This window comes from Caenispirillum salinarum AK4 (assembly GCF_000315795.1).
GTDB classification, from domain to species: Bacteria; Pseudomonadota; Alphaproteobacteria; order Rhodospirillales; family Rhodospirillaceae; genus Caenispirillum; species Caenispirillum salinarum.
The window spans coordinates 152,503-166,251 of sequence record NZ_ANHY01000013.1 but is presented as its reverse complement, the minus strand read 5'-3'; the positions used below and the strand labels follow the sequence as shown (position 1 = coordinate 166,251).

The window sequence follows — 13,749 nt, the reverse complement described above, 5'->3', positions numbered from 1 at the left end:
CGCTGTACACCGCCGTGCGGCTCCTTCCTTCCTGCCACCGGCTGCGAGATGCCGTTCCTGCTCCCGAAACCGAACAGCCAACCCGCTCTTCTTTCAGAAGGCGGCGAGGTGGTGTATGTGGCGAAGCGCCGACTTCGCTACCATATTGAAGGCTAGGAGATGGATGCGATGACCGCCGAAGCTGACCGCAAGACGCTGATCGAAGAGACGCCCGAGCGCCATGAGCGGCACGCGCGGCGGTGGTCGGGTCGTGCATCCTATCGCGAGGCGCTCATGCGGCTCTCGGCCGGCAGCGCGGACGATCATCATTTCGATAATCGCGACGGCGGGAAGCGCCGAGCCTCGGGTTAGTCTCATCTGCGCTTTGGCCGAGTTCGCGGCGGTTGCGAAGCGGTCATGACGGAAAGGGTGTCGTTCTCCGCCTCATGTGATTGAATGGCGGCACGATTCACCACCTTTTCTGAAGCAAGAATTCGGCTCAATGACCCACACCCCCCTTCGCCTCTGCGTCCTGGACGTGGATGGCACGCTGGTCGACAGCATCCACAACATCGTCGCCGCCATGGAGATGGCCTCCGGCGTTCACGGCATCGTCTGCCCGCCGCCGGAGCGCTGCCGGCGTGTCGTCGGGCTGGAGTTGGTGGAGGCCGTAGCCACCCTGTTCCCCGAGCACGAGGACGCACTGCACCGGCGCGTCGCCGAAAGCTACAAGCAGGCGTTCCAGACCCTGCGCGCCCGGCCCGACCATGTGGAACACCTCTATCCCGGAGCGCTGGAGGCCCTGGATGCGCTGGAGGAGGCCGGCGTCATCCTGGGTATCGCCACGGGCAAGAGCCGGCGCGGCGTCGCGGCGATGATCGAGCGGCACGGGCTGGAAGGCCGCTTTCTCACCATCCAGACCGCCGACGACAATCCCGGCAAGCCGCATCCCGGCATGCTCCAGCGCGCCATGGTGGAGGTGGGTGCGGAACCGGGGAACACGGTCATGGTCGGCGACACCAGCTTTGACATGAAGATGGCGCGCGCCGCCGGCACGGGTGCGCTGGGCGTCGCCTGGGGGTATCATCCGGTTGTCGAACTGAAGGAAGCCGGCGCTCACGTCGTCATCGACGCCTATGCGACGCTGACGGACGCGGCGGCGGGCGTGTGGACTCAGATTGGGGGGACGGGGCAATGCGCGTGAGGACGGTTCTCAAGGGACTCGGGATTGCTGTGGTGGCGGCGGTGGTCGCCGTCGCCGCCATCCTCATGTCGGTGGACGTCAACCAGTACCGCGGCGTGATCGAGGAGCAGGCGGAGGCCGCCACCGGCCGCGACCTCAGCATCGGCGGCCCGATCGAGCTGTCGATCTCGCTCAGTCCGGCCGTGGTGCTTCAGGACGTGGCGTTCGCCAATGCGCCCTGGGGATCGCGGCCGGAGATGGTCACCGCACGGCGCCTGGAGGCGCAGGTGGAGCTGCTGCCGCTGCTGTCGGGCGAGATCAAGGTCAAGCGCCTCGTCCTGGTCGGCCCCGACGTGCTGCTGGAGGTCAACGAGGACGGCGTCGGCAACTGGGCGCTCGACCTGCCGGCCTCCGACGGGGCCGCCGAGACCGCCGCCGCCGAGACCGCCGCCGAGACCGCGGCCGACGAGGCCGCGACCGCCGGCCGTCAGGCTCTGCCGGACCTGCAGCTGGTGCGGGTGGAGGATGCCGTGGTGGTCTACAGCGACCAGTCCACCGGCGAGAAGCGGTCCCTGTCGCTGGCCGCGCTGGAGGCCGCCGCGCAGGGCTGGAACGCGCCCCTGGCCGTGCAGGGCTCGGGGCAACTGGATGACCTGTCCTTCAGCCTGGCGGGCACGCTGGGTCCGCTGTCGGACCTGGTGAACCAGGCCACGGTCTATCCGGTGGTGATGAAGGTCGAGGCCGCCGGCGCCACCGTCAACGTCGACGGCAGGATCGAGGCGCCGGAAGAGGCGCGCGGGATCGACCTGGGTATCGCCGTCTCGGTGCCCGAGCCGACGGCCACGGCGCAGGCCTTCAATGCGACGGCGCCCGCCGACCTGCCCGCGCTGCGCCTCGACGGCCGCCTCTCGGACACCCAGGGCGGCTGGGCGGTGCGGAACCTGGCCGCCTCGCTGGGCGATACGTCGCTGGCGGGCGCGCTGACGGTGACGCTGGACGGCCCCCGTCCGAAGGTGACGGGCACCCTGTCTTCGCCACTCATCGACCTGGCGGCGCTTCTGCCGTCGAAGGGCGGAGAGGGTGACGCGGCCGGTGCCGGCCAGTCGGCCGACACGCCCAGCCGCCTGTTCCCCGACACGCCGCTGCCGCTGGCGGGGCTGAAGGCCGCCGACGCCAACGTGGAACTGGCCGTCTCCCGTCTGGTTCTGCCCGACGGCATGGCATTGGCCGACGTTACCGGCAAGGTTTCGCTGTCCAACGGCCGGCTGATGGTGGCGCCGGCCTCGGCGCGGGCCGGCGGCGGCACGGTGCGCGCCGAGGTAACGCTCGATGCGTCGTCGGAAGCCGCGCCCGCCGTGGCGCTGACGCTGCGGACCGAGGACGTGAAGCTGGGCCAGGTTCTGGCGGAAGTCGGCCAGGGCGACCTGATCCAGAAAGGCCCAACCGACGTGCGGCTCGACCTGACCGGCCGGGGTGCGAGTGTCGCCGCCATCATGGGCAGCCTCGACGGCGGGGCCGTCGTCAGCGTCGGGCAGGGCACCATCAACAACGATGCCGTGCGCTCGTGGACGCAGGATATCGCGCTGCGCCTGATCGACAGCCTCAATCCCTTCGCCTCCAAGGACAAGTACACGGTCCTGCAGTGCGGCGTGGTGAATCTCAGCCTTCAGAACGGCGTCGCCACGAGCGACCGGGGCATTGCGGTGCAGACGCCCAAGTTCCACGTCACCGGCTCGGGCACGGTCAACCTGGGCACCGAAACGCTGGACATGGCCGTGAAGACCGGCGTGCGCGAGGGTGCGGGGCTGGCCACCGCAAACCTGGCGAACCTGGTGCGCCTGCGCGGACCGCTGACCGATCCGAGCCTCGCGGTCGATCCGCTGGGGGCGGCGCGCACGGCCGTCTCTGCCGGTGCGGCCATCGCTTCCGGCGGGCTGTCGCTGCTGGCCGAGCAGGTCATCGAGCGCACGGCCGAGCCCGAGGACGTCTGCGCCGTCGCGCTGGGCCAGGCGCCGGCGCGCGCATCCCAGCCGCCGCAGGATCAGCAGGCGGCACCGTCCCAGGCCCCCGCGCCCGACAACCCCCTCGACGCCGTCAAGGGCATGGGCGAAAATCTGGGGGAGGGCCTGAAGGGCCTGTTCGGCCGCTGAACCACCATCGTATGGCGGGCGGCGGAGGCGCCGGGGACAGGCTCCCCGTGCCTCCGCCGTCGCTGTTTCGGATCATTCGCACAAGGTGCCTTAGGACATGAGTTCGCTCGTCAATCGCCCCATGAAGCGCTTCTACAAGACCGCCGAGGCCGTGCCGGCCGAGGGCGGCCTGCACGCCGTGCACCTGGACGGCCGCCCGGTGCGCACGCCGTCCAAGGCGGCGCTGGCGGTGCCGTTCCCGGCGCTGGCCGAGGCCATCGCGGCGGAGTGGAACGAGCAGGGCGAGACGCTGGTGCTCGACAACATGCCGCTCACCCAGCTCGCCAACAGCGCCATCGACCGCGTCGCGCCCCTGCGCGACACCATGATCGAGGAGGTGCTGCGCTTCGCCGAGACGGAGCTGCTGTGCTACCGCGTGGCCGAGGCCGAGGACGCCGCCCTGGCCGCACGCCAGGCGTCGACGTGGCAGCCGCTGCTGGACTGGGCGCGGCAGCGCTATGACGCCGCGCTCTGCCACACGGCGGGCCTGATGCCGGTGGACCAGCCGCCGGAGGCGCTGCGGGCCCTGCGCGCGGCCGTGGCGGATCTGGACGACTGGCGCCTGACCGCGCTGCAGGCCGCCGCCGCGCCGCTGGGCTCGCTGGTGCTGGCGCTCGCCCTGCTGGAGGGGCGTCTCGACGCCGAGGCGGCGTACCGGGCCGCCTATTTGGATGAATTGTTCCAGATGGAGCACTGGGGCGCGGATGCCGAGGCCCAGGCGCGACTGGAGCGTCAGCGCAAGGATATTGCCGACGCAGCCCGTTTCCTTGCTCTTTTGGGTTCGTAAGTCCGACAAACGGATTGGCTTTATTGCGAAAAGTGAAGGCGTCCCGCGGGTTCGGGGCGCCTTTTCTATGGCAACACGACGCGCAAGGTGCTATTCCAACTCCCCACCAAATCGGGTGGGACCTCCGCCAAGTTGAGGGAGCCAATGCAAGAGATCATTCGTCTGCTCGAGGAGAAACGCGCCCAGGCCCGCGCTGGCGGTGGTCAGCGGCGCATTGACGCGCAGCACGGCAAGGGCAAGCTGACCGCGCGCGAGCGCCTGGAACTGCTGCTCGACGAAGGCTCGTTCGAAGAATGGGACATGTTCGTCGAACACCGCTGCAGTGACTTCGGCATGCAGGAGAACAAGACGCCCGGCGACGGCGTGGTGACCGGCTACGGCACCATCAACGGCCGCCTGGTGTTCGTGTTCAGCCAGGATTTCACGGTCTTCGGCGGTTCGCTGTCGGAAGCGCACGCCGAGAAGATCTGCAAGATCATGGACCAGGCCATGAAGGTCGGCGCCCCCGTGATCGGCCTGAACGACTCGGGCGGCGCGCGCATCCAGGAAGGCGTCGCGTCTCTCGGCGGCTATGCGGAGGTCTTCCAGCGCAACGTCATGGCGTCGGGCGTGATCCCGCAGGTGTCGATGATCATGGGCCCCTGCGCCGGCGGTGCCGTGTACTCCCCGGCCATGACGGACTTCATCTTCATGGTGAAGGACAGTTCCTACATGTTCGTCACCGGCCCCGACGTGGTGAAGACGGTGACGCACGAGCAGGTGACGGCCGAGGAACTGGGCGGTGCCATCACCCACACCGGCAAGTCCGGCGTGGCCGACCTGGCGTTCGACGACGACGTGCAGGCCATCGCGCAGTTGCGCCGCTTCATGGACTTCATGCCGTCGTCGAACCGCGAGGACCCGCCGCAGCGCCCGACCGACGATCCGTCGGACCGCGCCGAGTACTCGCTGGACACGCTCATCCCCGACAACCCCAACATGCCCTACGACATGAAGGAGTTGATCACCAAGGTCGCCGATGAGCAGGACTTCTTCGAGGTCCAGCCGGAATACGCCAAGAACATCATCACCGGCTTCGCCCGCTTCGAGGGCCGCACGGTGGGCATCGTCGCCAACCAGCCCATGGTTCTGGCAGGCTGCCTGGACATCGATTCCAGCCGCAAGGCCGCGCGCTTCGTGCGCTACTGCGACTGCTTCAACATTCCCGTGGTGACCTTCGTCGACGTTCCGGGCTTCATGCCGGGCACGACGCAGGAGTACGGCGGCATCATCAAGCACGGCGCCAAGCTGCTCTACGCCTACGCCGAGGCCACCGTGCCGAAGGTGACGGTGATCACGCGCAAGGCCTATGGCGGGGCGTATGACGTCATGGCGTCCAAGCACCTGCGCGGCGACGTGAACTACGCCTGGCCGACGGCGGAAATCGCTGTGATGGGCCCCAAGGGCGCGGTGGAGATCATCTTCCGCGGCGACCTCGGCAACGAGGAAAAGATCGCCGAGCGCACCGAGGAATACCGCCAGAAGTTCGCCAACCCGTTCGTGGCCGGCTCGCGCGGGTACATCGACGACGTGATCATGCCGCACAACACCCGCAAGCGCATCTGCCGCTCGCTGGCCATGCTGCGCGACAAGCAGCTGGAAAACCCGTGGCGCAAGCACGGCAACATTCCGCTGTAAGCGAAGGGGACGGCAGAAATCATGTTCAAGAAAATCCTGATCGCCAACCGCGGTGAGATTGCCTGCCGCGTCATCAAGACGGCGAAGAAGATGGGCATTGCCACGGTCGCCGTGTATTCCGAGGCCGACCGCGACGCCCTGCATGTGCAGATGGCCGACGAGGGCGTGCTGCTGGGCCCGCCGCCGTCCAACCAGTCCTACCTGCTGATCGACAAGATCGTGCAGGCCTGCGTGGACACCGGCGCGGAAGCGGTTCACCCGGGCTACGGCTTCCTGTCCGAGAACCAGGCCTTCCAGAAGGCGCTGGCGGAGAAGGGCATCGCCTTCATCGGCCCCGATGCCTGGGCCATCAGCGCCATGGGCGACAAGATCGAGTCCAAGAAGCTCGCCAAGGAAGCCGGCGTGAACACCGTTCCCGGCTACATGGGCGTCATCAAGGACACCGAGGAAGCGGTGAAGATCGCCGAGGAGATCGGCTTCCCGGTCATGATCAAGGCGTCGGCCGGCGGCGGCGGCAAGGGCATGCGTCTGGCCTGGAACGTGGAAGAGGCCCGCGAGGGTTTCGAATCCGCCACCAATGAGGCGCGCTCCTCCTTCGGTGACGACCGCGTCTTCATCGAGAAGTTCATCGAGCAGCCGCGCCACATCGAGATCCAGGTCCTGTCCGACGGCGAGACCTGCCTCTATGTCGGCGAGCGCGAGTGCTCCATCCAGCGCCGCCACCAGAAGGTCATCGAGGAAGCGCCGTCGCCGTTCATCGACCCGGAAACCCGCAAGGCGATGGGCGAGCAGGCCGTGGCGCTGTCCAAGGCGGTGGACTACAAGTCCGCCGGCACGGTGGAATTCATCGTCGACGCCAACCGGAACTTCTACTTCCTGGAGATGAACACCCGCCTGCAGGTGGAGCATCCGGTGACCGAACTGGTCACGGGGCTGGACCTGGTGGAGTGGATGATCCGCATCGCCGCCGGCGAAAAGCTGACGCTGACCCAGGACGACATCAAGCTGACCGGCTGGGCCATGGAGTCCCGCATCTACGCGGAAGACCCCTACCGCAACTTCCTGCCGTCCACCGGCCGCCTGGTGTACTACCGCCCGCCCAAGGAAAGCGACACCGTGCGCGTCGACACCGGCGTGTATGACGGCGGCGAGATCAGCATGTTCTACGACCCCATGGTCGCCAAGCTGATCACCTACGGGGCTGACCGCAACGCCGCCATCACCGAGATGCGCAAGGCGCTGGACGAGTTCTACATCCGCGGCATCAGCCACAACATCCCGTTCCTGGCGTCGCTGATGAGCAAGAAGCGCTTCGTGGACGGCAACCTGACCACCAACTTCATCGCCGAGGAGTACGCCGACGGCTTCTCCGCCGACGACCTGCCGGCCGAGGACCCGTCGGTGCTGGTGGCGGTGGCGGCGGTCATCAACCGGTTGTATGCCGACCGTGCCGCGTCGGTCTCGGGCCAGCTTCCCGGCCACGAGATGCACATCCGCACCGACTGGGTGGTGCGTCTGAACGACGACTACTACCCCGTCCGCGTGGAGCGCGCCGGCAACGGCGAGCACTACGCCGTGGAGATCGAGGGCGAGTCCTACCCGGTGGTGACCGACTGGACCTTCGGCGAGCCCCTGTTCGTGGGCACCGTGAAGGGCAAGGAAGTCACCGTGCAGGTGGACGGCCTGGGCATCGGCTACCGCCTTTTCAACAATGGTGCGCAGGCTCTTGCCACGGTCTACACGCCGCGCGGGGCCGAGCTGGCCAGGGTCATGCCCAAGAAGGAGCCGCCCGACCTGTCCAAGTTCCTGCTCTCGCCGATGCCGGGCCTGCTGGTCTCGGTGGCGGTGTCCGAGGGCCAGGAGGTCAAGTCCGGCGAGACGCTGGCGGTGGTCGAGGCCATGAAGATGGAGAACGTGCTGAAGGCCGAAATGGACGGCACCGTGAAGAAGATTCACGCAGCACCCGGCGCCTCGCTCTCGGTGGACGAGATCATCATCGAGTTCGAGTGAGGCTTCGGCGTCACCCGGCGAACGAGGAACGGCGGCTCCGGTTGGGGCCGCCGTTTTTCGTGGCCGGGCGTTGGTATCGAAGGGCGGAGCGCGGCGCCGGTCTTCCGGCTGGGTATGGCCCCCATGCTGCGCCGCCGCATGTCCGGCGCTTGGGAAACGGGCTCAAGACGCGTATAAAGCCCAAGGAAGCCGCCGCTTTCGGACGATTAACCGAAATTCAGTTAAGGCAGGGCGCATGACTCGCGATTTCAACGAACTGGCACTCACGTACCATCGCTGGCCGACCCCCGGAAAGCTCGCGATCACGCCCACCAAGCCCATGGCGAACCAGCGCGACCTGGCGCTGGCCTACAGCCCCGGCGTGGCGGCGGCGTGCGAGGCCATCGTCGCCGATCCCGCCCAGGCGGCCGAGGTCACGGCGCGCCAGAACCTGGTCGCCGTGGTCTCCAACGGCACCGCCGTTCTGGGCCTGGGCGACATCGGCCCGCTGGCCTCCAAGCCCGTGATGGAGGGCAAGGCGGTCCTGTTCAAGAAGTTCGCCGGCATCGACGTCTTCGATATCGAGCTGAACGAGAAGGACCCCGACAAGCTCGTCGAGATCGTCAAGGCGCTGGAGCCCACCTTCGGCGCCATCAACCTGGAGGACATCCGCGCGCCCGAATGCTTCGAGGTGGAGCGCCGCTGCCGCGAGAGCATGTCCATCCCCGTCTTCCACGACGACCAGCACGGCACGGCCATCGTGGTGGCCGCCGCGGTGCGCAACGGCCTGACCATCGCCGGCAAGAAGGCCAAGGACGTCAAGGTGGTGTCGACCGGCGGCGGCGCGGCGGGCATCGCCTGCCTGGACCTGCTGGTGGAAATGGGCGTGAAGCGCGAGAACGTCTGGCTGGTGGACCGCGACGGGCTGGTCTACGAGGGCCGCCAGATCGGCATGAACGGCTTCAAGGACGCCTACGCCCAGGCCACCGACCTGCGCACGCTGGACGACGTCATGCCCGGCGCCGACGTGTTCCTCGGCCTGTCGGGCCCCAACGTGCTGACGCCCGAGCACGTCAAGGGCATGGCCGAGTCGCCCCTGATCCTGGCGCTCGCCAACCCGACGCCGGAAATCATGCCCGACGTGGCGAAGGAGGCCCGTCCCGACGCCATCATCGCCACCGGCCGGTCGGACTTCCCCAACCAGGTCAACAACGTGCTGTGCTTCCCCTTCATCTTCCGGGGCGCGCTGGACGTCGGCGCGACCCAGATCAACGAGGCCATGAAGCTGGCCTGCGTGGAGGCCATCGCCCGGCTGACGCAGGCGGAGCCGTCGGATGTGGTCGCCTCGGCCTACGGCGGGGAAAAGCTGCGCTTCGGCCCCGACTACATCCTGCCGAAACCCTTCGATCCGCGCCTGATCCTGGAGATCGCGCCGGCCGTCGCCAGGGCGGCCATGGATACCGGCGTCGCCACCCGGCCCATCGAGGACTTCCGCGCCTACCGCGAGCGTCTGGCGCAGTACGTGTTCCGCTCGGGCCTCGTGATGAAGCCGGTGTTCGAACGCGCCCAGGCGCACCCCAAGCGGATCGTCTATGCCGAGGGCGAGGACGAGCGCGTGCTGCGCGCCGCCCGCACGGTTGTGGACGAGGGCATGGCCAAGCCCATCCTCATCGGCCGCCGCGACGTCATCGCCGAGCGCTGCAAGCAGATGGGCCTGCGCCTGGACCTGGACGAGGAGGTGGAGGTCGTCGAGATCATCCGCGACATCCGCTACCACAGCTATTCCGATGCCTATCACCGGCTGATGCGCCGGCGCGGCGTGTCGCCGGACTACGCGCGGACCATCGTGCGCAGCCGCAACACGGTGTTCGCCGCACTCATGGTCCAGCGGGGCGAGGCCGACGGCATGATCTGCGGCTCCACCGGCCGTTATGCGTCGCACCTGCAGTACATCGTGGACGTGCTGGGCGTGCAGCCCGGCGTGAACACCATCGCCGCCATGAACCTTCTGATCCTGCAGAAGGGCACGTATTTCCTGACCGATACCTACGTGAACCCCGACCCGACGGCCGACCAGCTGAGCGAAATCACCCTGCTGGCGGCCGAGGAGGTGCGGCGCTTCGGCATCGAGCCCAAGGCGGCGCTGCTGTCGCACTCCAACTTCGGCAGCCACGATGATGCCTCGGCGGCCAAGATGCGCCGTGCGGTGGAGGCCGTCTGGCACCGCGCGCCGGACCTGGAGGTGGAAGGCGAGATGCACTCCGACGCCGCCCTGTCGGCGATCATCCGCGAGCGCATCTTCCCCGGCAGCCGGCTGTCGGGCGAGGCCAACCTGCTGGTCATGCCCAACCAGGATGCCGCCAACATCGCCTTCAACATGCTGAAGGTGCTGGGCGACGGCCTGAACATCGGCCCCATCCTGCTGGGCGTGGCGCAGCCGGCGCACATCGTGACGCCGTCGGTGACGGTGCGGGGGCTGGTGAACATGACGGCGCTGACGGTGGTGGACGCGCAGCTTCACACGCCGGCGCCCGTCGTGCCACCGCGCCCCAGCGCCCCGCCGCCGACCCTGGACCCGGCCGAGTAGGCGGGGCGTTGCTCGGTCACGAGTGGTTGCAGACACAGGGGAGAACACTGCCATGAAAACCGTTCGCGCGATCATCACCGGCCGGGTGCAGGGTGTGTTCTACCGCGGCTGGACCGAGGAACAGGCGCAAGGCCTGGGCCTGTCCGGCTGGGTGCGCAACAAGTCCGACGGCAGCGTCGAGGCGGTGTTCCACGGCCCGGCGGAGGCAGTGGACGACATGCTGCGGCGCTGCCACGACGGGCCGACGGCCGCGCGGGTGGAGCAGGTCTCGGCGGAACCCTACGACGGCGATCCCGGGCAGGGATTCCAGCAGACGGGGTGAAGCGGATTCAGTAATGGTAGCGGCATTGGGCGACCGTTAGAACGCGGTCGCCGTCCTCGCCCTGGACCCGATAGACCAAGCGGTGTTCGCCGGTGATGTGGCGCGACCACCAGCCTGAGAGGTTTTCCTTCAGTGGCTCTGGCTTGCCGAGGCCCTTGAACGGCGAGCGCGCCGCGTCCTTGATCAGGGCGTTGATCTTCTTGACGACACGTTTGTCGGTCTTCTGCCAGTAGAGGTATTCCTCCCAGGCGTCCTGGGTCCACAGCAGGTTCATGCGTCGTCGCCCGCCTCGTCCTCCGGCTCATCGGGCTCGATCAGGTCGTGACTTTGCAGGCTGGCCTTGTCGGCGCTGGCGATCGACCGCAGCAGGCGGGTCGCGTTCGCCGGGCTGCGCATCAGGTGGAGCGTTTCCTGCCAACTGCGGAACTCGTCGTAGGACATCAGGACCACCGGCCGTGCCTTCTGACGGGTGACGACGACCGACCCGTTGGAGCCGGTCACCTCGTCCATGACCGAGGCCAGGTTCTGACGCAGTTCCGAATAGCTGATGATGTCCATGGTGCTCATGATGCCCTCCCGGCAATACCTGTACGGATATTTGTACAGAGTCTGTGGCGCGTCAAGCCCATGCCCCCCTTCACCCCATCCCAAGCAGCCACGCCGCCGTCAGCACCGCCCAGGCGGCGAACAGGCCCAGCGCCGCGCCGCCCAGCATGCGGTGGACGCGCGCGCCCAGAATGGGCTCCAGCGGGGCGAGGCCCTGGTGGAGGATGACCAGCGCCAGGGTCAGCCCGCCGGCTGCGATCAGCAGGGGCAGCGGGCCGGTCTCGAGTCCCGGCAGGCGCAAGGCGGCTTCGGCGAGAATGGGCATGGCGGCGGCGGGCTCCGGGCGTGGCCCGGCCGAGGCGCCGGGACTTTGGGATGGAACGACGCCGTCCGGTTTACGCGCCATTTCCCAAGAAATCGTAAAGCCCTCTACCGGAACAGGAATCGCGCACTACTTGATGCGGCCAAGGAGAGAGCGCACGGGGTTCCGGCGGGGTCCGATCCGAACCCGGTTCAAATCTGTTCTGGAATCTGTTATAAGGCGCCTCCTCCTTACAAAAGGAACAACAGGAGCTTTTGATTATGACGAAGGATATGGTTCCCGGGGTGAAGGTTGCCGTCGTGGGTGTCACGGGTGCCGTCGGGACCGAAATGGTCTCGGTGCTGCACGACCGGAACTTCCCGCTGACCGACCTGCGGCTGTTCGCGTCCGCGCGCAGCGCCGGCAAAACCCTGGAGACTCCCTTCGGCAGCAAGACCATCGAGGAGTTCACGGTCGACTCGGTTGCCGAGTGCGACGTGGCGCTGCTCGCCGTTTCGGGTGATTTCTCCAAGGAATATGCCCCGCAGCTGGCTGAGCGCGGCGTGACCGTGATCGACAACTCGTCGGCCTTCCGCTACGACGACGACAAGCCGCTGGTGGTGCCCGAGATCAACGCCGACGCCATCGGCGACGCGAAGATCATCGCCAACCCCAACTGCACCACCGCCATCCTGGCCGTGGCCCTGCAGCCGCTGCACGCCAAGTTCGGCCTGAAGCGCGCCATCGTCTCCACCTATCAGGCGGCGTCGGGTTCCGGCGCGCCGGGCATGAAGGAACTGGAGGAGGAAACCCGCAACATCCTCCAGGGTGGCCAGAGCAGCAACAAGGTCTTCGTCCACCCGCTGCCGTTCAACGTGATCCCGCACATCGACAAGTTCCAGGACAACGGCTACACCAAGGAAGAGATGAAGGTCACCTGGGAGACGCGCAAGATCATGCGCATCCCCGACCTGCCGCTGTCCTGCACGGCGGTGCGCATCCCGACCCTGCGCGCCCACGCCGAGGCCGCGACCCTGGAATTCGACAAGCCCGTCACGCCCGAGGCCGCCCGCGAGGCCCTGTCCGGCGCGCCGGGCGTGAAGATCGTCGATGACCCGGAAAACAACGCCTACCCCATGCCGCTGAACGCCAGCGGCCACTACGACGTGGAAGTGGGCCGCATCCGCCAGAGCATCGTCTTCGGCGACCACGGCCTCGACATCTTCGTCTGCGGCGACCAGCTGCTGAAGGGCGCTGCCCTGAACGCGGTCCAGATCGCCGAGTGCGTGGTGTCCGGCAAGGTGCGCTAAGCTAGGCGCTCCGCCAGACGCGGAATGAAAGGCGGCGCGGCTCCGGAAAGGGGCCGCGCCGTCTTCTTGTCTGCTGCGCTGTCCGTCGCCACGGCGGAAGGGACATGATGACGGCGACGGCCCGGGCCGGCCGGCGCCCCGTCTGCCGGCGGCCTCAGCCCGTCCGGCAGGCCCGCGCGGTCTTGCCGTCGCGCTGGAACACCTCCTCGAAGGCGTCTTCCAGGGCCATGTCCACCTCTTCCATGGTGGCCGTGATGCCCAGGTCCCACAGGCTGGTCACGCCGTGCTCGCGGATGCCGCAGGGGACGATGCCGGTGAAATGCGACAGGTCGGGCTCCACGTTCAGCGCGATGCCGTGAAAGCTCACCCAGCGGCGCACGCGCACGCCGATGGCGGCGATCTTGTCCTCGCGCCCCATGCCCCGGTCCACCCAGATGCCGACCCGGCCCTCGCGCCGCTCGCCCTTGATGGTGAAGCGGTCCAGCGTGCGGATGATCCATTCCTCAAGGTCGTGGACGTAGCACCGCACGTCGGCCCCGCGCTGCTTGAGGTCCAGCATCACATACCCCACGCGCTGGCCGGGGCCGTGGTAGGTGTACTGGCCGCCGCGCCCCGTCTGGTAGACCGGAAAACGGTCGGGCGTCAGCAGGTCCCCCGCATTGGCCGAGGTGCCGGCGGTATACAGCGGCGGATGCTCCAGCAGCCATACCAGTTCCGGCGCGCCGTCCTCGCGGATGGCCCGCACGCGCTCCTCCATGGTGGCGACGGCGTCGGGATAGGCGACGTATCCGTCGCTGATGCGCCACTCCGGCTCGGGCAGGATATTTTTCGGATCGCTCGTCATGTCCCTTGATTTAGCGCGTCCGATTTGTTAAGTCA

At 67.8% G+C, this 13,749-nt stretch carries 13 protein-coding genes; 9 read left to right on the top strand and 4 right to left on the bottom strand.

Annotated elements, in window-relative coordinates; all coding sequences use genetic code 11:
- Positions 1 to 168 precede the first annotated feature (168 nt).
- The 8 genes from C882_RS13820 to C882_RS13785 all read left to right on the top strand — a co-directional run bounded on the left by C882_RS13820 (position 169) and on the right by C882_RS13785 (position 10,713).
- Positions 169 to 351, top strand: coding sequence for a hypothetical protein (locus tag C882_RS13820; RefSeq protein ID WP_009541242.1), 183 nt, complete (start codon positions 169 to 171; stop codon positions 349 to 351).
- Between the two features lie 130 nt (positions 352 to 481).
- Positions 482 to 1,183, top strand: coding sequence for an HAD-IA family hydrolase (locus C882_RS13815; protein WP_009541241.1), 702 nt, complete (start codon positions 482 to 484; stop codon positions 1,181 to 1,183).
- Positions 1,174 to 3,312: an AsmA family protein gene (locus C882_RS13810; protein WP_083875884.1), complete on the top strand. Its 2,139-nt coding sequence runs from the start codon at positions 1,174 to 1,176 to the stop codon at positions 3,310 to 3,312. The genes C882_RS13815 and C882_RS13810 overlap by 10 nt, the downstream gene beginning before the upstream one ends.
- A 97-nt stretch (positions 3,313 to 3,409) precedes the next feature.
- Positions 3,410 to 4,138 carry an ATP12 family chaperone protein gene (locus C882_RS13805; RefSeq protein WP_009541239.1) on the top strand — a complete coding sequence of 243 codons (729 nt, stop codon included), beginning with the start codon at positions 3,410 to 3,412 and terminating at the stop codon, positions 4,136 to 4,138.
- A 144-nt stretch (positions 4,139 to 4,282) separates the two neighbouring features.
- A complete protein-coding gene (locus tag C882_RS13800; protein WP_009541238.1) occupies positions 4,283 to 5,815 on the top strand; it encodes an acyl-CoA carboxylase subunit beta in 1,533 nt (510 codons plus the stop codon).
- A 21-nt stretch (positions 5,816 to 5,836) separates the two neighbouring features.
- A complete protein-coding gene (locus tag C882_RS13795) occupies positions 5,837 to 7,825 on the top strand; it encodes an acetyl-CoA carboxylase biotin carboxylase subunit (protein ID WP_009541237.1) in 1,989 nt (662 codons plus the stop codon).
- 235 nt (positions 7,826 to 8,060) lie between these two features.
- Positions 8,061 to 10,391 carry an NADP-dependent malic enzyme gene (locus tag C882_RS13790; RefSeq protein ID WP_009541236.1) on the top strand — a complete coding sequence of 777 codons (2,331 nt, stop codon included), beginning with the start codon at positions 8,061 to 8,063 and terminating at the stop codon, positions 10,389 to 10,391.
- Positions 10,392 to 10,443: 52 nt separating this feature from the next.
- Entirely contained in the window at positions 10,444 to 10,713 is a 270-nt protein-coding gene (locus tag C882_RS13785; RefSeq protein ID WP_009541235.1) for an acylphosphatase, read from the top strand.
- A gap of 7 nt (positions 10,714 to 10,720) precedes the next feature.
- Here C882_RS13785 and C882_RS13780 read toward each other — a convergent pair whose 3' ends face one another.
- The 3 genes from C882_RS13780 to C882_RS13770 all read right to left on the bottom strand — a co-directional run bounded on the left by C882_RS13780 (position 10,721) and on the right by C882_RS13770 (position 11,584).
- Positions 10,721 to 10,987: a Txe/YoeB family addiction module toxin gene (locus C882_RS13780; RefSeq protein ID WP_009541234.1), complete on the bottom strand. Its 267-nt coding sequence runs from the start codon at positions 10,985 to 10,987 to the stop codon at positions 10,721 to 10,723.
- Positions 10,984 to 11,280 carry a type II toxin-antitoxin system Phd/YefM family antitoxin gene (locus C882_RS13775; RefSeq protein ID WP_009541233.1) on the bottom strand — a complete coding sequence of 99 codons (297 nt, stop codon included), beginning with the start codon at positions 11,278 to 11,280 and terminating at the stop codon, positions 10,984 to 10,986. The genes C882_RS13780 and C882_RS13775 overlap by 4 nt, the downstream gene beginning before the upstream one ends.
- Before the next feature lie 70 nt (positions 11,281 to 11,350).
- Positions 11,351 to 11,584 (bottom strand): hypothetical protein, encoded by a 234-nt coding sequence (locus C882_RS13770; RefSeq protein ID WP_009541232.1) that lies wholly within the window; start codon positions 11,582 to 11,584, stop codon positions 11,351 to 11,353.
- A gap of 257 nt (positions 11,585 to 11,841) precedes the next feature.
- On the opposite strand from C882_RS13770, the gene C882_RS13765 reads away from it, so the two are divergent.
- Complete coding sequence (locus C882_RS13765; RefSeq protein WP_009541231.1) at positions 11,842 to 12,870, top strand: aspartate-semialdehyde dehydrogenase; 1,029 nt, start codon at positions 11,842 to 11,844, stop codon at positions 12,868 to 12,870.
- 154 nt (positions 12,871 to 13,024) lie between these two features.
- On the opposite strand, the gene lipB is transcribed toward C882_RS13765, so the two are convergent.
- Positions 13,025 to 13,714: a lipoyl(octanoyl) transferase LipB gene (gene lipB, locus C882_RS13760; protein WP_009541230.1), complete on the bottom strand. Its 690-nt coding sequence runs from the start codon at positions 13,712 to 13,714 to the stop codon at positions 13,025 to 13,027.
- Positions 13,715 to 13,749: the final 35 nt, after the last annotated feature.

What these genes read in the sequence shown, in the direction of transcription:
- C882_RS13820 (WP_009541242.1), top strand. Translation starts at nt 169, where the DNA reads ATGACCGCCGAAGCTGACCGCAAGACGCTGATCGAAGAGACGCCCGAG.
- C882_RS13815 (WP_009541241.1), top strand. Translation starts at nt 482, where the DNA reads ATGACCCACACCCCCCTTCGCCTCTGCGTCCTGGACGTGGATGGCACG.
- C882_RS13810 (WP_083875884.1), top strand. Translation starts at nt 1,174, where the DNA reads ATGCGCGTGAGGACGGTTCTCAAGGGACTCGGGATTGCTGTGGTGGCG.
- C882_RS13805 (WP_009541239.1), top strand. Translation starts at nt 3,410, where the DNA reads ATGAGTTCGCTCGTCAATCGCCCCATGAAGCGCTTCTACAAGACCGCC.
- C882_RS13800 (WP_009541238.1), top strand. Translation starts at nt 4,283, where the DNA reads ATGCAAGAGATCATTCGTCTGCTCGAGGAGAAACGCGCCCAGGCCCGC.
- C882_RS13795 (WP_009541237.1), top strand. Translation starts at nt 5,837, where the DNA reads ATGTTCAAGAAAATCCTGATCGCCAACCGCGGTGAGATTGCCTGCCGC.
- C882_RS13790 (WP_009541236.1), top strand. Translation starts at nt 8,061, where the DNA reads ATGACTCGCGATTTCAACGAACTGGCACTCACGTACCATCGCTGGCCG.
- C882_RS13785 (WP_009541235.1), top strand. Translation starts at nt 10,444, where the DNA reads ATGAAAACCGTTCGCGCGATCATCACCGGCCGGGTGCAGGGTGTGTTC.
- C882_RS13780 (WP_009541234.1), bottom strand. Translation starts at nt 10,987, where the DNA reads ATGAACCTGCTGTGGACCCAGGACGCCTGGGAGGAATACCTCTACTGG.
- C882_RS13775 (WP_009541233.1), bottom strand. Translation starts at nt 11,280, where the DNA reads ATGAGCACCATGGACATCATCAGCTATTCGGAACTGCGTCAGAACCTG.
- C882_RS13770 (WP_009541232.1), bottom strand. Translation starts at nt 11,584, where the DNA reads ATGCCCATTCTCGCCGAAGCCGCCTTGCGCCTGCCGGGACTCGAGACC.
- C882_RS13765 (WP_009541231.1), top strand. Translation starts at nt 11,842, where the DNA reads ATGACGAAGGATATGGTTCCCGGGGTGAAGGTTGCCGTCGTGGGTGTC.
- lipB (WP_009541230.1), bottom strand. Translation starts at nt 13,714, where the DNA reads ATGACGAGCGATCCGAAAAATATCCTGCCCGAGCCGGAGTGGCGCATC.